This window comes from uncultured Lacinutrix sp. (assembly GCF_947500605.1).
Classification (GTDB): domain Bacteria; phylum Bacteroidota; class Bacteroidia; order Flavobacteriales; family Flavobacteriaceae; genus Lacinutrix.
In genome coordinates, this window is the sequence record NZ_CANMSJ010000001.1 from 1 (window position 1) to 19,660 (window position 19,660).

Here is a 19,660-nt window from a genome sequence, read left to right on the forward strand (position 1 = left end):
GTGAATGTATAAGTCACTTCACTACCTAATACTAAACAAGGATCACCATTAGCAATCGCTGCCGATTTTACAATATTAATTGAAGGATCACCTTGGCATAGTGTAATTACTGTTGTATTGTTTGTAGTTGCTGTAGTACCAGATTGGTCGGTTACAATCGCATTTGTTAATACATTTTGACCGTTAACTGTTGCTTGGTTCGTTACTAGACCAATATCAATATCATCTTGTGTTACCGCATAGTTAGCAGTGTAGGTCCATGTTTCCGTAGGATCTAATTCGTTATCATTATCCGTATCACTAGTATTATCAAATACGATTGCAACTAGTGGGTTAGGTGCTTGAAGTAATGGATCTGTAACCACTACATTATCAATAGATACATTTCCAGTATTTGTTAATGTAAATGTATAGGTAATTGTTTCACCAACATTAGTACAGTTATCTTTATCTTCATCATTAAACACACCTGCTTTTACAAGAGCAATATTTGCATCATTACATAACGTAATTACTGTTGTATCATTAGTTGTAGAAGTTGTTCCAGATACGTCAGATATAGTTGTATTATCTAATGTTGTAGCTGTTACTGTAGCTTGGTTTGTTACTTGTCCAGCATCTATATTGTCTTGTGTTACGGTATAGTTAGCAGTATAAGTCCAAGTTTCTGTAGGATCGAGTACGTTATCTCCATTAGTATCACCTGAAGCTAGTGCAATTGAAACTACTGGATTAGGAGCTTCAAATAAAGGATCTGAAAGTATAATATTGTTTACAGTTGCGTTTCCTGTGTTGTTTACAGTAAAAGTATAAGTAACGGTTTCATTTACATCGGTACAATTATCATTATCTTCATCATTAAAAACACCAGTTTTAACTAAAGTAATACATGAATTAATTATTGTAACAGGTAAAGTTATAGAACAATTATTGCTATCGGTTACAGTAACATTATATGTATTAGATTCTAAATTAGAAGCGGTTGCTGTAGTTTGAGATGATGAATCATTCCATTGGTAAGTATATGGCGCTGTTCCTCCTGTAGGAGTAACTGTTGCAGATGCATCAGAACTACCACATAATGAATTAGTTTGAGATGATATCGTTGCACCAAGAACTGGTTGTGTTACTGTTAAAACTTGTATGTGTGTTGTCGTTAAATTACAATCATCTGTAGCAACCCAGGTTCTTGTTATATTATAACTTCCAGTACAAATATCTCCTGATTCTGTTTCATTAAAAGTTACTGTAACATTACCACAATCATCTGATGCATTTATATTTGGAACGCTTGGAATATTATCGAAAGAAACAGTTATATCACCTGGTAAACTTTGATTAAAAGTTGGAGGAGTAGTATCCTCTACAGTAAAGGTACCAGTAATAAGAGAGATATTTCCACAGTCGTCTATTACTGAATATTCTGCTTCAATAGTACCACCACCACAAGCATTAGATACAAAATTAGAATAATTATAATTAGAAGTTACATTGTTTGTAGTTGTAAAATCACAACTATCTGTTCCACAATTTCTTAACGCATCAATATTACTGTTATTCCAATTAGAAGCAGCAGATTGAATAGATTGGCTATCACATTCAACAGTCTGATTAATGGTTGTACAATTAGATAAGTCTGGACCAGTAGTATCTTCTATGGTAATAGTTGAACTAATTGTAGATGTGTTATTACATTCATCTTTAACAGTATACGTAACTGTTATACTGCCACTAGTTCCACAACTATTTATAAAATTAGAATAAACATAGTTTGATGTTACAACAAGATTACTAGAATCACTACAGTTATCAGTACTACAACTCTGTAGTAAAGCAATGTTTGATGCATTCCAATTATTTAAAGTTGTTTGGTTTTCTGAACTAGAGCATTCTTCATTTGTTTGCGTGATAAGATTACAATTGGTTAAATCTGGAGGAGTAGTATCTCTAATTGTTATTGTAGAATTCGCAGTAGAAATATTACCACAATCATCCATAGCAGTAAAAGTTCGTTGTACAATTATTGTACAAGTAGCACTAGAACTTATATTATCTATATAAGTTACAGATTGTACGTTATTGTCATCATTAACATTATAATTAGATAGTGTATTAAATGTAGCCAGTACATTGCCTGATGTTGTACTACTGTAATCAAATATAGAATTGCTAACAGTTATATCAGTAGCATCACAACCTTCAATTGTTATTGCTGAAGGAACATTAATATTAGGAGCTTGATTATCATCAAAATCTACAGAAATATTATCAACATATTTTTCACATCCGTTAGCATCGGTAATTAAAACATTATAAACTCCTGAAGGAATATTGTTATAGTCTTGAGTAGTAGAGGCACCATTATTCCATGAATATTCATAAGGAGATGTTCCACCAGTAACAGTTATATCAATACTACCTGTATCTCCAGTATTACATAATGCATTAGTCACATTTGTAATGACTTCTATTGGATTTGGAACACTTAAAAGAGCTTCACTTTCTGCTCCACAAATATTTGCTTCATTTATAAATAATACTTTATAGATATTCCCATCTTGTGAAACAGATATATTATTTACTGTTAAACTAACCTGAGTTCCACTAGCAACTGTTCCTGTTTCACCAGAAATATTATTAAACGTTGTTCCATTATCTGTACTAACCATCCATTGGTAAGTAACATCAGTACTTGCTGTAGTTATTGGTGTTGTTGATAGAATAGTTGTTTCAGCATTTGCTGTAAATGTAACTTCTTCATTAACGCAACCAATAGCATCAGATGCTTCTTCAGTTATAGCTACTTGAGTAGCTTGTTGAAAAGTGTTATTACCATTTGCTGTTTGTGTAATAGTGTTTGTGTATGAATCTCCAGCTCCATTAACGCCGGCAACAATTACTAAACCATTATTATTAACGCCTCCATTTGCTAGAGTAGGAGTGTCTGTGCCATAAAGACCTGTATCTCCTGCATCAGCATCAGAATTATTATAGGCTTCATCAGCATCACTACAACCGTCGCCGTCACTATCTAAATCTAATAAATCAGGAATACCATCTCCATCTGTATCGTAAGTAACAACGCTAGTATCAGGATTGGTGAATTCATCACATCCATAAACATAACCTGTATTTAATACTCTTTTATCAAATGTAGCTTCAAAAGAAGATAAAGGGCTTAAAATTGTAGATATCCATAATCTTTCATCAGAGACTCCTCCTGTATTAAAATCTGAGCTAAACTCTGTATTTTCTCCTATTATATTTGCAGAGATATTTGTTGGACTAGCAAATTGATATGATGAAAGGTCTGAGGTATTGAAAGTTATTTTCTCTTCAAAATTAGAACCACCATCAAGATCTTTCCAAATAAATTTACTTGTTACTATAGCTGGTATACTTGTACCTGCTTCAAAGAAACTAAATTTTAATTTTACTTTTCCAGATGTAGGAGCTCCGGATAAGAGTAAAACGTATACATCACCAGCATCAGTATATGCATCAATATTAACGTTTATATTAGGGTCAGCACTTAGTACTTCCACTTTAAGATCCATTTGCGTTCCTTGAAAAGCACCTACATTTCCCCATAAAGTAGTAGAGCCAACACCTAATGATCCTGAAGCACCAGGAACATGACTTTTATTTGATGGATTTAATATAGGACATAAGTTCTCAATAAGGTTGGATTCATCTGTATCTAAAATACCATCATTATCATCATCAAGATCACAATGGTTATAAATACCATCACCATCAGTGTCAATTACAGTAAAAACTTTTGTGTTTTCGTTTTCACAACCTGTAATTGTATTTATAACAGAAACAGTATAATCACCACTAGATATTCCGTTAAAAGTATTTGATGTTTGATAATTACCGTTGTTTATCGAGTATTCGTATTGAGAACCAACAGGAGAAGTAACAGTAATCGAATTGTTACAATTTAATTCAAGAACAGGTTGCCCAGGTAAGGCATTATATGTTATGTTTACAGTTGCAGTATCACAAACTGATTGATTAGGTGATGGTAAGCATAATTCATAATCAAAAGTGACATTACCTACATAACCAGGTGTTGGGGTGTAAGTGTATGTGCCATTAGAATTAAATACAAAAGATTGTCCAGCAGGTGTAGGTCCCGATGTCACTGAGTAAGTTGAATTATCTGGAGCGTTATTTTTACTAGACAAATCACCATTATATATTTCGTCAACACAAGTATTTACATCATTGTCAATGGCATATTTTTGTATTATAAAAAATTTACCATCTCCATGATCTCTAGTGGCTGCTAAAAATCTAACACTCGTAATTTTAGAGCCAGTTGGTGCCAATTCATTTAAATAAAATAAGGCAACACCAATATTACCATTACTTGTTGTAGATCTTTCGGTTCTCCAATAATCTACTGTATTTCCCGCAGGTGGTGCACCAAAACCGGGTCCATTTTGATTGCTTGGATATGGTCTTATAAAAGTTTCACCAATTAATCCAACAGTATTGCTACCTGCAAGTGTACCATAAACTTCTATGTAATAGCAATTATTGGCGTGACGTTCAGTCGCAGCAAAAATACCTCCTGTGTTAGAAGGAATTGCAGGATCATAAGAAATAGTTTGTATTTGTCCATTTGTTGTTGCAGCATCATTAAATGAGCCACATATATTATCTCCATTATAAGTAGAGGTGAAATAATGATTTAAGTTTAAATCTTGAAATGCTAATAATGCTTTTGCATTCCAAGGAGGTAAAGAACTATTTGCAAAAAAGGATCCATTATTAAAAATTAAATTTCTAATATGACCATCTGGACCAACTTGAGTCATTTCGTAACTAGAAGGTACTACAAAATTATCATATAGTGTGCCATCAACTGTAATAGATTTAATAGTTGCAGGACTATTAGCGTTTGGTTGACTTGCCTCCTGCCATTGAAAAGTAACACCAGTTTGTATAGAAGGTGATTGCGATTGAGAAAAAGAGAAAATGCTAGATAGTATAAATATTAAAATTAAATATTTACATGGATATATTTTCAAATTATAATTGTTAGTTAGCATAATTTGTAGAATTAATAAATAGGGTTTATTAAGAAACTCTGGGCATCAATTTTATTTTTTATAGAAATAGCGTTTATTCTATTAAAACAATTTTGATGTAAATAGGTTTTATAATTAGAGCAAAAGCTCTTGTGTAGAGGTTTACAAGAACAGATTGTTTTTGTAACATTAGGTAATATTAACATTAATATTTTATTCATAACACAGTTAACTCTTATTTTTAATATTTTGAGGGAGTTACATCATTAGTGGTGATAGTAGGATGTCGTTTTTAGTTTTGGGATAAACGAAATAATAGCAATAACAAAAGAAATCGTATTTTTCATATCTAGCAAAAAAAGATGATTAATAACTCAAATATTCGTTGAAATGGTAAACATACATAAAAAATCGACAAAATGCATATAAACACGTTAAAAAGTTGTAAAACGGTATTTTTGATAAGGCATGCTAAATCTTGTTGGGATAATGAATTGGTTGATTTTGAACGCCCTATTAAGAGTAGAGGAGTTTTAGATTCTAATTTGGTTTCTAATTATTTAAAAAACAGCAATATATCTCCTGATTTGATTTTGTGTAGTAGTGCAAATAGGACAAAATTAACAGCAAAAATTTTTATTGAAAATTTAGCCTTAACGAATGTAACCATCAAGTATTTAGAAGAATTATACGATTTTTCAGGAGAATCACTTTTACGGATTATCGAATCGTGTGATAATTCATTCGGTAACATAATGGTTTTTGGTCACAATTATGCTTTGACAAATTTTGTTAATAAATTTGGAGATATTCACGTGGAAAACGTTACTACGTCTGGCTTTGTTAAAATTAATTTTGAGACTAATAGTTGGAAAAATTTAGTTAAAGGAAAAACTGAAAAAATTGTATTTCCAAAACATTTAAAATAGTGCAAATAATAGAATATATTTGTGTTGAAATTTTACATAAATGATAAAAAAAACGAGACCCAATTATACTTATATTAATAGAGAATTAAGTTGGCTTCAGTTTAACGCTAGAGTTTTGCAAGAGGCTTCAGATGAAGGTGTTCCATTGATTGAGCGCTTGCGTTTTTTAGGTATTTTCTCTAATAATTTAGATGAGTTTTTTAAGGTGCGTTATGCAACTGTAAAACGTATTGACGAAGCAGGAAAAGCTGGTAAAAATCAGTTAGGAGGAATTAAAGCATCAGACCTCCTTGATATTATTACCGAAACAGTAATTAAGCAGCAATCTCAAAGTTTAAGTATACTAAGTAATATACAGTCTAAGCTAAAAGCTGAAGATATATTTTTTGTAAAAGAAAATCAGATAAATACTAGTCAGAAAAAATTCATAAAAAATTATTTTATTCAGAATGTAAGTCCTGCGCTAGTTACTATAATTTTAAACGATGAGATTAGAATTCCTAATCTTAAGGATAGTGCAGCTTATTTGGCCATTAATATGTCTTTAGGCAATGGAGGCAATCAATATGCACTAATTGAAATTTCAAAAAATATGGATCGTTTTGTTGTACTTCCTAAAGAAGGCAACAAAAATTTTATAATAATGTTAGACGATTTGTTACGTTATTGTTTAGATGATATTTTTAATATTTTTAACTATAAATCCATTTCTGCACACATGATAAAGATTACTCGTGATGCAGAACTAGATCTTGAGAGTGACTTGAGTAAGAGTTTTATGGAGAAAATTAGTGACAGTGTTAAAGATAGGCAAGATGGAGAACCAGTTCGTTTTGTTTACGATAAAACTATCGATAAAGAAACTCTAGGCTTTTTAATGACTAAGATGGGTATTGAAAGTTCTGATAGTATAATACCTGGAGGAAGATACCATAATAGACGTGATTATATGGGTTTTCCTAGTTTAGGAAGAACAGATTTATTATACAATAAAATAGAAGCATTACCAGTAAAAGGATTAAGTTTAGAAACTAGTATTTTTGAAGCAATTGCAAAAAAAGACTATTTACAATACACGCCATATCACACTTTTGCATACACTGTAAAGTTTTTAAGAGAAGCAGCTTTAGACCCTAAAGTAAAAACTATTAAAATTACAATTTACAGATTAGCACAAATTTCTCATGTTGCAAGTTCGTTAATTAATGCAGCAATTAATGGTAAAAAAGTTACTGTTTCTATGGAAATTCAAGCACGTTTCGACGAGCAAGCAAACATAGATTATGCCGAGCAAATGCAGCGTGAAGGTGTACAACTTATTTTTGGTGTTCAAGGCTTAAAAGTGCACAGTAAAATGTGTGTAATAGAGCGCGAAGAAAAAAATAAATTAGTACGTTATGGCTTTATTAGCACAGGAAATTTTAATGAGTCTACTGCTAAAATATATACTGATTACACATTATTTACAGCAAACCAAAAAATACTTAAAGATTTAAATAAAGTATTTAATTTCTTTTCTGTTAACTATAAAGTTTATAGATTTAAACATATAATAACATCTCCTCATTATACAAAAAATGCGTTCTTTAATTTAATTGATACAGAGATAAGAAATAAGAAAGCAGGAAAGCCAGCTTATATTCGTTTAAAAATGAATAGTATATCGAGTTATAAAATGATTAACAAATTGTATGAGGCTAGTAATGCAGGTGTTAGTATAGAGATGATTGTTCGAGGTATTTGTTGTCTTGTTCCGGGAGTTAAAGGAATGAGTGAAAATATAAAAGTAGTAAGTATTATTGATAAATTTTTAGAGCATACTAGACTATATGTTTTCTGTAATGATAATGATACTAAAGTGTACATTTCTTCGGCAGATTGGATGACAAGAAATATTGAAAATAGAGTAGAAGTTAGCTGCCCAATTTACGATAATGATATAAAAGAAGAATTAATTGATACCTTTAATATCTGTTGGAAAGACAACGTAAAATCAAGAATTTTAGATAAAAAACAGACCAATACTTATAGGCTAGATAATAAAGAGAAAATAAGAGCTCAGTTTGAAACTTATAGCTATTATAAAAAACAATTAAATTAATGCTAAAAATACTTAAATATGCTGCAATAGATATAGGTTCGAATGCTGTAAGATTACTTATTTCCAGTATTGTAGAAGAGAAAAATAAGCCACCTCGTTTTAAAAAAACGTCGTTGGTTCGTGTGCCCATACGTTTAGGCGCAGATGTGTTTATAAACGATGAAATTTCTAAGGAAAATACTAATAGAATGTTAGATGCAATGCTGGCATTTAAATTACTCATGAAAACGCATCGTGTAGACAAATACAAAGCATGTGCAACTTCTGCAATGCGTGAAGCAAATAACGGAAAAGAAGTATCAGATTTAATTAAAGAGTCTACAGGAATAACTGTAGATATTATTGATGGAGAAGAAGAGGCTACAATAATAGCAGCAACAGATTTAAGTAATTTTATAGATAAAAATAAAACCTATTTATATGTAGATGTAGGTGGAGGAAGCACAGAGTTTAGTGTTATTTATAATGGAGAAAAAACAGCTTCAAGGTCTTTTAAAATTGGTACAGTTCGTTTACTAAACGATATTGTTAAAAAAGAAACTTGGTTAGATTTAGAGCAGTGGGTTAAACAAGAGACAAAACAACACGATAGTATTGAGGTTATTGGTTCTGGAGGAAATATTAACAACATTTTTAAATCTTCTGGTAAAGCTGCGGGTAAACCACTTACTTATTTTTATTTAACAACATATTATAATATGTTACAAAGTTATTCTTACGAAGAAAGAATAACAGAACTTAATATGAACCAAGATAGAGCAGATGTAATTATACCTGCAACTAGAATTTATTTGTCTGCAATGAAATGGAGTGGAGCAAAAGATATTTACGTTCCAAAGATTGGATTAGCAGATGGAATTATAAAAAGCATGTATAAAGAAACTATTTTAAGTCATACAAAGTTAAAATGATACACTTTATCTTTTTATTGGTTAAATTATATTAAAAAAAATTATATTAGTGCTAGATTTAGAATTAACCAAAAACTTATTAAAATATAAAACCAAATTTTATGAAAAAAATAGTACTTATCGCTGCTTTTGCAATGTTTTCAATTTATGGCTTTTCACAGAACGCATTATATGGAGTTCGTGCAGGTTATAACATCTCAAACTTAAACTTTGAACCAGAAGTACCAGCAGGTGTCGAGAACATGCATAGAAATGGTTTTGCAATTGGATTCTTTGCAGAATACAGTTTAGGAACAAACCTATCTTTAGCTCCAGAAATTCAATTTTCAGCAGAAGGTGCAAAAGAAGAATTTTTACGTATTGATTATATTCAAATGCCTATATTCTTTAAATACAAAATAGGAGAAAGCCTTTCTATAGGTTTAGGGCCTCAAGTAAGTTTAAAAGGACATGATTACGAAGATGGTATGCAAAACCTTGCATTCTCTGGTTTAGGAGGTTTAGAATATATGATTTCAGATGAATTCTTTTTAGATTTTAGATATTCTTACGGTTTAACAAATGTTTTCGATGACGAAACAAATCTTGAAGCTAAAAATGGCAACATGCAAATAGGATTTGGTGTAAAGTTTTAACCAAACCAACTTTTATAAAACTAAAAAATCCAATACATTATTATGTATTGGATTTTTTTATGCTATAATATTAAGTAGTTTGTTAACCGTGAATAGTTTCACTCTTGCTTAAGTCTTTCATTATCTCTGCTTCAAACTCTAATAGAGCTTGCCATTTCTCGTTCACTTCATCTTTGTCTCCGTATTGCCTTGCAAAGCCTAAAAACATAGTATAGTGGTTTGCCTCACTTACCATTAGTTTTCTATAAAATTCGGCTAATTCTTTATCTTCTAATTCTTCGCTAAGTAGCCTAAAACGCTCGCAACTTCTTGCTTCAATTAAAGCAGCATATAATAGTCTATGTACCAATTGTGTCGTTCTACTACCACCTTTTGGAAAAAACTGAAGCAATTTAGATACATATAAATCTTTTCTATCTCTACCTAAAATCCAACCGTTTTTTAAGATTAAATCGTGTACCATTTTAAAGTGGCTAATTTCTTCTTTAACCAATGCAACCATTTCCTGGACCAAGTCTGTGTATTCTGGAAAACTTACAATTAAAGAAATAGCAGTACTTGTTGCTTTTTGTTCGCAAAAAGCATGATCTGTTAAAATATCTTCAATATTTTTTTCTACAATGTTTACCCAACGTGGATCTGTTGGTAGTTTTAATCCTAGCATATTTTATAAATCTTTTTCTAGTTCATTAGTAACATTAATAATTCTATACGTTCCATCTTTTTCAATTATTAAATCGAAAAATGCACACCAATCGGTTTCTGGCTTACAGAAATTGATGTTAATGGTAATGTTAGAATTTAATGTTGATTTCTCTTTATTAATCCAAACACCATTTAAAATAGCTTCTTTAAAGAATGGGTTAAGTGCGCTATCAAAGTTCGAGAATAATTTTTTATCAATTAATTTTTCAAATATAACACCGTTATTACTAACCAAAACTGTTGCTTTATTACCTCTATAGTAATGTTTATGGATTGTGTTATCAGTTTTAAATTCATTTAAATAACTGCTTTCCATATCGGTAAAAGATTTTATCTTTATTGTAAAGCCATTGCTTAAAATGGTGTCTATTTTAAACTCATTATATTTTTCGGGAAAGTACTTTACGTCTTCAGATAGAGAATCGACTAATTTATGGTTCTTTAAAAATTGAGTATTTGAGTTTTCAATTTTATCTCTACCATCACAACCAGCAATTGCAAAGCAAATAATAAGTAATACAAACAGAAGGTTTTTCATTTTGAAATATTATCAAAATTAATAAATGTTGTTTTTATAGATCTAAATCAAACGTTTTACGCAACAATTCGATATTAGGATTTTTCTCTTTTAGCTTTTCGTATTTCTCATCTGGAGTGTATGCAAACTTCTTTTGCATTTCTTCATTAATATCAATATCTAAGCTTATATCGTAGTTTTTAAGTTTTTTCCTAAGATATTGTAGCAAATCGAAAGATTGTCTTTCAACTTCTACTTTATTTGTAGAATTAGGAAATGTTAAATGTATCGTGGTTCCTTTTAAAGTTGGCTTATCGATAGATAATATTGCTGCAAGATTCATTTTTCCTTCAGCTTCAATTTTTACAATAAAAGCATTCCAAACTTCTGTTAATTCATCTTGAGTAAATGGTTCTTTTGGTAGATTTTCTTCATCAACAACCTTATCTAATTGCTTTGTTTCATGCTCTTTTTTAGCACGAATACTTTTTAAAGATAAGCCAGAAGTACGTTTTGTTTGGCTATTTAAAACAATTTTTGGTCTATCTGGAGTGGTGGGTACAACCGTTTTAGGTTGAGAACTCGCAACTGCTTGTACCTTATTTTCTATTACTTCTTTAGGATGGTTTATTGTTGTTTCTGTAGGTTTTTTTACAGGAATAGGATTAATACCAATGCGTTTAAAATAAGAAGGCGGAATTATGAACCGACTACTATTTTTTTTTTTCTCCATCGAAAGTGATAGAGGCAAGTTGCATGATACAAAGTTCGACGAGCAGTCGTTGGTTTTTACTGGATTTATATTTTAAATCGGTTTCGTTAGCCAATGCAATACCTTTAAGTATAAAGGACTGCGAAGCTTTTTTAGATTGCTCTAAATACTTCTCTTTAGTTTTATCTCCAACTTCAAGTAACTCTATAGTTACAGGATTTTGGCAAACTAATAAATCTCTAAAGTGTGAGGCTAAACCAGCAATATAATGGTGTCCATCGAAGCCTTTAGACAAGGTTTCGTTAAACTGAAGTAATAATTCTGGAATTTTATTTTCTAATATTAAATCTGTACTCGTAAAATAAGTTTCGTAATCAAGTACGTTTAGGTTTTCTGTAACGGCTTGTCTTGTTAAGTCTTTACCAGAGAAACTAACTACACGATCGAAGATAGATAATGCATCTCGCATGGCTCCATCTGCTTTTTGAGCAATAATATGAAGTGCATCATCTTCTGCAGTAATACCTTGTTCTTTTGCAATGTATTTTAGATAGTTTTTAGCATCTTTAACTGTAATACGTTTGAAATCGAAAATCTGGCAACGTGATAATATCGTTGGTATAATTTTATGTTTTTCAGTAGTTGCTAATATAAAAATACAGTGCTTTGGTGGTTCTTCTAAAGTCTTTAAAAAAGCATTGAATGCTGCTTGAGAGAGCATGTGTACTTCATCAATAATATAAACTTTATATTTTCCAACTTGTGGCGGAATACGTACTTGGTCTGTTAAACTTCTAATATCATCAACCGAGTTGTTTGATGCTGCATCCAATTCAAAAATATTGAAAGCATAATCTTCGTCTCCAGTTTCTGTACCGTCACTATTTATCATTTTAGCAAGAATACGTGCGCAGCTGGTTTTACCAACACCACGAGGACCTGTAAATAATAAAGCTTGTGCTAAATGATTATTCTCAATAGCATTTAGTAAAGTATTTGTAATAGCAGATTGCCCAACAACGTCTTTAAACGTTTGTGGTCTGTACTTTCTTGCTGATACTACAAAGTGTTCCAAGTTTTATATTAAATTTAGGTAAGCACAAAATAGTGCTGTTTAATGACTTATTTTAAGAAGTAACAAAGTTAAAAATACAAATTACAATTTTGAATTTTGTATGCTAAATTTAATAGGAGTTATTAACAATAATACAGTTTTAATAAAAAGGATTGAAGCAAAAAAAAAGTTTTTAAATTGAAAACGACTACGCTTTTAGAAATTTTATGATAAATTATTCATAAACTTTATTAAGTTTTAAATATTAATTGTAATATTGCAATGAACTAATATAGTAAAAAATGGGATTAGCAAAAACTGAAATGTTTACAGATAAACAAAATGAGATCGCTCTTTTTGCAAAGGTCTTTGGACATCCTGCAAGAGTCTCTATTTTACAGCATTTATTTAAAATAGATTCTTGTGTTTGTGGTGATTTAGTTAACGAAATTGGTTTAGCACAACCAACTATTTCTCAGCATTTAAAAGAGTTAAAGCACTTAGGTTTAATTAAAGGGAATGTTGAAGGAACAAGTGTTTGCTATTGTATAAATAAAGAAAACTGGTCTAATATGAAAACTGTTATGCTTGAGTTTTTAGATCAAGATGTTTCAAAAATAGAATGCTGTTAAAAAAATTTAAATTATTAATCGTATAATCGCAATAAACAAATATATTATGAAATTATCTGAAGTAAAAACAACATTAAAACATTTAAAAACTATCGGTTTTAAATTACCAAATGGAGAATTAGTACCAAATCATTTTCACGTAACTGAAGTTGGAAAAATAACAAAACATTTTATTGATTGTGGAGGCACAGTTAGAAATGAAGAAGTGGTAAACTTTCAACTTTGGAATGCAAATGATTATGATCACAGATTGCATCCTGAAAAATTGCTAAATATTATTGAGCTTTCTGAAACAGTTTTGGGTATTGAAGATTTAGAAATAGAAGTAGAGTACCAATCTGATACCATTGGTAAATTCGGATTAGATTTCGATGGAGAAAACTTCCTTTTAACAAACACGCAAACCGATTGTTTAGCAAAAGATAAATGTGGAATTCCTACTGAAAAGCCAAAATTGAAATTTTCTGATATTCCAACAGGAAATTCTTGCGAACCAGGAAGCGGTTGTTGCTAAAAATCATTAATAATACTTAGAAATAATAATAAAACAATCTACCATGTTTTCAAATATTATAACTACAATAAAAGCCTTAAATCCAGAATCTATTACTAAGGAACGTAAAGCTGTTTTATTACCTTTAATAGATTTTATTCAACTTAAAGTTTCAAATAGTCAAGAGGCTCGAATCAACTTTATTTGCACTCATAACTCAAGAAGAAGCCATTTAGCGCAGGTTTGGACACAAACATTAGCCAACTTTTTTAATCTTAAAAATGTAACTTGTTATTCGGGAGGTACAGAAACTACAGCTCTTTTTCCAATGGTTGTTAAAACATTAGAAAATTCAGGTTTTAAAATCAATACTATTTCTAAAGGTGATAATGCAGTTTATAGTATTAAATATGCTAATAATGAGCATTCAATAATTGGGTTTTCTAAAAAAATGGATGATGATTTTAATCCTAAATCTGAATTTGCTGCAATAATGACCTGTGACTCGGCAAACGAAGCTTGTCCATTTGTTCCAGGCGCAGAAAAACGTATTCCAATAACTTTTGAAGATCCAAAAGCATTTGATAATACACCACAACAAGCAGAAAAATACAACGAAAGAAGTCTACAAATAGCAACGGAATTATTTTTCGTTTTCTCTCAAATAAAATCCTAAAATGGCAAATAAAAAATTAAGTTTTCTTGATAAGAATTTAACAGTATGGATATTTGTAGCTATGGCTTTTGGTGTGGGACTCGGTTATTTTATACCTACATTTCCAAATGTGATAAATTCTATGAGTAATGGCACAACAAATATTCCCATTGCTATAGGTTTAATATTAATGATGTATCCGCCTTTAGCAAAGGTTAACTACGCATTATTGCCTAAAGTATTTAAAAACACTAAAATACTTTCTATTTCATTGATATTAAATTGGATAGTTGGTCCTGTTTTAATGTTTGTTTTGGCTATTACATTTTTGCGTGATTATCCAGAATACATGGTTGGTCTAATTTTAATAGGATTAGCGCGTTGTATTGCTATGGTTTTGGTATGGAATGACCTTGCTGAAGGAAACAGCGAATATGGAGCAGGTTTAGTAGCATTAAATAGTGTTTTTCAGGTATTTGCATATAGTTTTTATGCTTGGCTTTTTATAACAGTACTTCCTCCTTATTTTGGTTTCGAAGGTGCTATTGTAGATATTTCTATTGCTACAATTGCAGAAAGTGTGGCTATTTATTTAGGGCTTCCATTTGTAATGGGAATATTAAGTAGGTTTATTTTAGTAAAACTGAAAGGAGAAGAGTGGTACACTAATACTTTTATTCCCACCATTTCACCATTAACTTTAATAGCTCTTTTATTTACAATTGTAGTTATGTTCTCGCTTAAAGGAGAATTAATAGTCGAAATCCCTATGGATGTTTTAATTATTGCTGTGCCTTTACTTATTTACTTTACGCTTATGTTTATTATTGGATTTTTCTTTACCAAAGCAACAGGAGCAGAGTATGATAAAACTGCTGCTGTAGCTTTTACAGCTGCTGGAAATAATTTTGAATTAGCAATAGCAGTTGCAATTGCCGTTTTCGGTCTTAATTCGGGTCAAGCATTTGCAGGAGTAATTGGTCCGTTAGTAGAAGTGCCAGCCTTAATATTATTAGTTCGTGTTTCTTTTTGGTTACGTAAAAAATACTACGTTAAGTCAATTGTATAAAGTGATATAAAATATATAGCGTTATTAATTATAACATTATAGCAGTCTAATTTTAATTTAGGCTGCTATTTTTTTTATTTAAAAGTAGAGTGTAACTGCTTATAGTTTAAACTAAAACTTAAATCTTTAAAATAAAATACTACTCACTATAATAATATATACTAGTTTATTGTAATTTCGCGGCAAGTAAATCGCCTTATCGCGTCTTATTTATAAGATGAGGAAAGTCTGGACACCATAGTGCAATATAGTGGTTAACAGCCACCAGCCGTGAGGTTAGGAAAAGTGCAACAGAAAGTATGTACAGGTAATGCTGTAGTGAAACCAGGTAAACTCTATGTGGTGCAATGTCATGTAAACTAGCGCTTGAGCGTGCACGCGCGAGCTAGAGGGTAGGCAGCTAAAGTATATTGGTAACAATATGCGTAGATAAATGATAAGGGCTCGAAAGAGAACAGAATCCGGCTTATAGATTTACTTAAATAAACAAGCCCTTTGAAATTTCAAAGGGCTTTGTTTTTATAATAGATTACTGTGTGTAAATTTATTCTTCCTCATCACTAGTTTCTCCCTTAAAAAAGCTAAACATATTACCACCATAACTTTTAGAATGGCTATAGTTTATTAAATGTGAAAGATCTGTATGTTTAGAATGCTCTACAATTAATAAGCCATCTACTTCTAATAAATCATTTTTAAAAACAAGCTCTGGAATTTTAGAAAACTCTTCTACAGGAAAATCGTAAGGCGGATCTGCAAATATAATAGTAGCCTTAGTTCTGCTTTTTTCTAAAAATTTAAAGACATCACTTTTTATGGTTTGTATTTGCATGTCGAAACTTTCGGCAGTTTCGTTTATAAACTTAATACATCCAAAATTGGCATCTACAGCTGTAATGTTTTCAGTACCGCGAGAAGCAAATTCGTAACTTATATTACCAGAACCAGAGAATAAATCTAGAACCGAAACGTCCTCGAAATAATACTGATTGTTTATAATATTAAACAAAGACTCTTTAGCCATATCTGTAGTTGGGCGAATAGGTAGCTTTTTTGGAGCTGTAATTCTTCGGCCTTTAAATTCTCCTGAAATTATGCGCATTTAAAAATGAGTTAAAAGTGTGAAATGTGAGTGATCGTTTTTTATCTGGTTGTTTGTAGAGAAATTATCTTTTCTGCTACCAAAAGAAATATGCCTAACATATTTATATAGTATACTGTAAAGTGCATCATCGTCTGTAATAGAACCTAACAATACAGTTTCAATAACTTCGGGATTAAGATTTAATTGTTCTGCAGTAAACAAAACATAATAAATAAAATCTTGAGTGGTGTGGTATTCAAAAGTGTTGTAAAGTGCTAAAGTACCTTCTTTAATAACAATAATTTCAAAATGTGTAGCATTAACATGAATGTACATTTTGTTACCACTAGCATTCTTCTCTTGAGCTAAAATTTCTTCTATTAAAATAGTAGAGTAGTGTTTGTATGTAAAATCGCCAAAACGCTCGTAAATGTAGTTATTAACGTTTACATATGGTACGTAGACGTTTATTGTTTCGTTTACAGAGATAGTATCGAAAGTAATAAAATCTGTTTTAAGTATTTTAGTATTAAGCTTTAAATAGTCTGCAATGGCATCTTCATTAAATAAAGGCTCAGGAACCAATGTTGCTAATTCATTTACATGAATAACTAATACATTATCAAAATCTTCATTTAACCATTCTTTAGTATTAAATGTATGCTTTATAGCATCAAGTAATTCGAAAGGTGTTACTTTTTTATCGAAAACAATATGTTCAATTTTTACAATTGCACTTTCTTTTGTGTTTAGGATATAAAAAGAAAGTCCATTCAAACTTATTTGAATGGACAATGCTTTATGCGTTATATGTTTAATATTACTATTTTTTGATTGGATCATAAACTTTCGGCCAGTTTCCATTTACTTTAACTTCTTCCATAGAACCAATTTTAATGGCATCACCATTAATCTCCTCTACAGAAAAGGCATTTTCTTCTTTCTTAATTAAATCTTTAGGCTGATCGTGTAAGATGTCTTTTTTCCAAGCTAAAGCTTCGAATACAGGTAACTCTTTACCTTCTTCACCAGCAGTTCCAGCTTTTAATGCAAATTTAGTTCCTTCTTTAGTAAAAGGAATATTCATCATAGATTTGTAACGAGTAGATTTTTTAAATAAAGAATCTTTTACAGAAACAAAGTCTAAAGTATCTACTATTGTTATTTCTTTATTATAAACAATTCCACCGTAAGCTTTAGTTTTTTCTTCATCTAAAACAGTAGAATCTCTACGTTCTATAATAGCAAACTTACCTGTTTCTATGAATTTAATTAACTCACTATAGTCTCCTGTAAACTTTCCGTTTACTTCCTTGTATGCTAATTCAGAATCTCTAATATCTACTAATTTTTCGATAACGGCAGCATAGCGTTCTTGCTTAATGTTATGGAACTTAATTTCATCGTAAACAGAGTTAAAGGTTAAGTAACCTAATGCAAAAATACCAATCCAAAGTAAAATGGATATTGGTGCTTTAAATTTTGAGGGAATAAACTTGTCTATTGCCCAAACAATTCCAACAGTTAGAAGAATTACAACTATTACAGCAATTATTATCATAATTTTATTAATTTATTTAGTTAATGGTCTATCGCAAATCTACAATTTTTTTTTGTTCGTAAAAACCAATAAGAGTAAAAATCATTTATATCTTTGAATTATTCTTAAATTCTTAAAAGCCTTAATGACCTCTTCTCAATTTTATTCCCTTATAAAACAGCATTTTCCGTTTACTCCAACCGTAAAACAAGATATATTATTATTACAACTTTCTGAGTTTATTTTTAAAGATAATAAAAATGATCTTTTTTTATTAAAAGGTTACGCAGGAACAGGAAAAACAACAATTATAGGGACTATAGTTAATAATTTATGGCATGCCAAAATGAGTGCAGTACTAATGGCACCAACAGGTAGAGCTGCAAAAGTGATTAGTAATTATTCTAAAAAAGAAGCATTTACCATTCATAAAAAAATCTATTTCCCTAAAAAAGATTCTGGTGGAGGAGTAAAATTTGTTTTACAACCTAATAAGCATAAAAACACCATTTTTATTGTCGATGAAGCATCTATGATTCCGGATACACCATCAGATTCTAAATTGTATGCAAATGGCTCTTTACTAGATGATTTAATGCAATATGTTTATCAAGGTCATAAATGTAAATTACTTTTAATTGGAGATACAGCACAGTTACCGCCTGTAAAACTAGATTTAAGTCCTGCTTTAGATGAGAATTTATTGAGCTTAAATTATGATAAAGAGGTTACTAAAATGGAGTTAGACGAAGTTATGCGTCAAGGTCAAGATTCAGGAATTTTAGAAAATGCAACTTTATTAAGAGAAACTATATCTAGTTCTTTTTTCGAAAGCTTTCAGTTTAATATTAAAGGTTTTCCAGATATTGTAAGACTTGTAGATGGTTACGATATTATGGATGCTATTAACGATGCATACAGCACATTAGGAAACGAAGAAATGGCAATTATTGTGCGTAGTAATAAACGTGCAAATTTGTACAACCAACAAATACGAAGTAGAATTTTATTTAATGAAAATGAACTCTCTGCTGGTGATTACCTTATGGTTGTTAAGAATAATTATTTTTGGTTAAAGCCAACAAGTGAAGCTGGTTTTATTGCGAATGGAGATATTATAGAAGTGCTTGAAATATTTAGTATTAAAGAATTGTATGGTTTTCGTTTTGCTGAAGTTAAAATACGTATGGTCGATTATCCTAAAATGATTCCAATAGAAACGGTATTATTATTAGATACAATTAATGCCGAAACACCTTCTTTGCCTTACGAAGATTCTAACCGTTTGTATCAAGAAGTACAAAAGGATTACGAAGATGAAACAAGTAAATACAAGAAGTATTTAAAAATAAAAGGCAATAATCATTTTAATGCTTTGCAGGTAAAATTCTCTTATGCTATTACATGTCACAAATCGCAAGGTGGACAATGGAATACTGTGTTTGTAGAACAACCATATTTGCCAGAAGGTATAAATAGAGATTATTTGCGTTGGTTATATACGGCAGTAACAAGGGCAAAAGAAAAATTGTATTTAATAGGTTTTCCTGATGAATTTTTTGAAGCCGAATAAAAGATTTT

At 30.6% G+C, this 19,660-nt stretch carries 15 protein-coding genes, 1 other RNA gene and 1 pseudogene; 10 read left to right on the forward strand and 7 right to left on the reverse strand.

The window, feature by feature from the left end; translation table 11 throughout:
- Positions 1 to 5,042 (reverse strand): Ig-like domain-containing protein (locus Q0935_RS00005; protein ID WP_299381255.1); only part of this gene is annotated, 5,042 nt, incomplete at its 3' end.
- A gap of 419 nt (positions 5,043 to 5,461) precedes the next feature.
- On the opposite strand from Q0935_RS00005, the gene Q0935_RS00010 reads away from it, so the two are divergent.
- The 4 genes from Q0935_RS00010 (at position 5,462) to Q0935_RS00025 (ending at position 9,618) form a co-directional block, all read left to right on the forward strand.
- Positions 5,462 to 5,971, forward strand: coding sequence for a histidine phosphatase family protein (locus tag Q0935_RS00010; RefSeq protein ID WP_299381257.1), 510 nt, complete (start codon positions 5,462 to 5,464; stop codon positions 5,969 to 5,971).
- Positions 5,972 to 6,011: 40 nt separating this feature from the next.
- Positions 6,012 to 8,072 carry a polyphosphate kinase 1 gene (gene ppk1 / locus Q0935_RS00015; RefSeq protein ID WP_299381260.1) on the forward strand — a complete coding sequence of 687 codons (2,061 nt, stop codon included), beginning with the start codon at positions 6,012 to 6,014 and terminating at the stop codon, positions 8,070 to 8,072.
- Entirely contained in the window at positions 8,072 to 8,983 is a 912-nt protein-coding gene (locus tag Q0935_RS00020) for a Ppx/GppA phosphatase family protein (RefSeq protein ID WP_055437402.1), read from the forward strand. Before ppk1 ends, Q0935_RS00020 begins: the two co-directional genes overlap by 1 nt.
- 101 nt (positions 8,984 to 9,084) lie before the next feature.
- Positions 9,085 to 9,618: a porin family protein gene (locus tag Q0935_RS00025; protein ID WP_299248594.1), complete on the forward strand. Its 534-nt coding sequence runs from the start codon at positions 9,085 to 9,087 to the stop codon at positions 9,616 to 9,618.
- An 82-nt stretch (positions 9,619 to 9,700) separates the two neighbouring features.
- Here the strand turns inward: Q0935_RS00025 and Q0935_RS00030 are convergent, their stop codons facing one another.
- The 3 genes and pseudogenes from Q0935_RS00030 to dnaX form a co-directional block, all read right to left on the reverse strand.
- Positions 9,701 to 10,282, reverse strand: coding sequence for a tRNA-(ms[2]io[6]A)-hydroxylase (locus Q0935_RS00030; RefSeq protein WP_299248592.1), 582 nt, complete (start codon positions 10,280 to 10,282; stop codon positions 9,701 to 9,703).
- Positions 10,283 to 10,285: 3 nt separating this feature from the next.
- Positions 10,286 to 10,861: a hypothetical protein gene (locus Q0935_RS00035; RefSeq protein ID WP_299381262.1), complete on the reverse strand. Its 576-nt coding sequence runs from the start codon at positions 10,859 to 10,861 to the stop codon at positions 10,286 to 10,288.
- Between the two features lie 34 nt (positions 10,862 to 10,895).
- Positions 10,896 to 12,627: pseudogene (gene dnaX / locus Q0935_RS00040) on the reverse strand (DNA polymerase III subunit gamma/tau).
- Positions 12,628 to 12,908: 281 nt separating this feature from the next.
- On the opposite strand from dnaX, the gene Q0935_RS00045 reads away from it, so the two are divergent.
- The 5 genes from Q0935_RS00045 (at position 12,909) to rnpB (ending at position 15,940) form a co-directional block, all read left to right on the forward strand.
- Positions 12,909 to 13,238 (forward strand): helix-turn-helix transcriptional regulator, encoded by a 330-nt coding sequence (locus Q0935_RS00045; RefSeq protein ID WP_299381265.1) that lies wholly within the window; start codon positions 12,909 to 12,911, stop codon positions 13,236 to 13,238.
- Positions 13,239 to 13,284: 46 nt separating this feature from the next.
- The gene (locus tag Q0935_RS00050; RefSeq protein ID WP_299381268.1) at positions 13,285 to 13,752 is read left to right on the forward strand and encodes a DUF6428 family protein; all 468 of its coding nucleotides are present in this window, start codon (positions 13,285 to 13,287) and stop codon (positions 13,750 to 13,752) included.
- A gap of 43 nt (positions 13,753 to 13,795) precedes the next feature.
- Entirely contained in the window at positions 13,796 to 14,407 is a 612-nt protein-coding gene (locus tag Q0935_RS00055; RefSeq protein ID WP_299381270.1) for a protein-tyrosine-phosphatase, read from the forward strand.
- Between the two features lies 1 nt (position 14,408).
- A complete protein-coding gene (gene arsB, locus Q0935_RS00060) occupies positions 14,409 to 15,455 on the forward strand; it encodes an ACR3 family arsenite efflux transporter (protein WP_299381273.1) in 1,047 nt (348 codons plus the stop codon).
- 183 nt (positions 15,456 to 15,638) lie between these two features.
- Positions 15,639 to 15,940: RNase P RNA component class A (rnpB, locus tag Q0935_RS00065), an RNA gene on the forward strand.
- 59 nt (positions 15,941 to 15,999) lie between these two features.
- Here the strand turns inward: rnpB and Q0935_RS00070 are convergent.
- From Q0935_RS00070 to Q0935_RS00080, 3 genes are read right to left on the reverse strand one after another with little or no spacing between them, the layout of a single operon-like run.
- Positions 16,000 to 16,557 carry an RsmD family RNA methyltransferase gene (locus tag Q0935_RS00070; protein WP_299248569.1) on the reverse strand — a complete coding sequence of 186 codons (558 nt, stop codon included), beginning with the start codon at positions 16,555 to 16,557 and terminating at the stop codon, positions 16,000 to 16,002.
- The gene (locus Q0935_RS00075; RefSeq protein WP_299381276.1) at positions 16,558 to 17,334 is read right to left on the reverse strand and encodes a DUF3822 family protein; all 777 of its coding nucleotides are present in this window, start codon (positions 17,332 to 17,334) and stop codon (positions 16,558 to 16,560) included.
- A gap of 28 nt (positions 17,335 to 17,362) precedes the next feature.
- On the reverse strand, positions 17,363 to 18,100 hold the full coding sequence (locus tag Q0935_RS00080; protein WP_367181427.1) for a hypothetical protein: 738 nt from the start codon (positions 18,098 to 18,100) through the stop codon (positions 17,363 to 17,365).
- A 124-nt stretch (positions 18,101 to 18,224) separates the two neighbouring features.
- Between Q0935_RS00080 and Q0935_RS00085 the strand changes: the two genes are divergently transcribed.
- A complete protein-coding gene (locus Q0935_RS00085) occupies positions 18,225 to 19,652 on the forward strand; it encodes an ATP-binding domain-containing protein (RefSeq protein WP_299248563.1) in 1,428 nt (475 codons plus the stop codon).
- Positions 19,653 to 19,660: the final 8 nt, after the last annotated feature.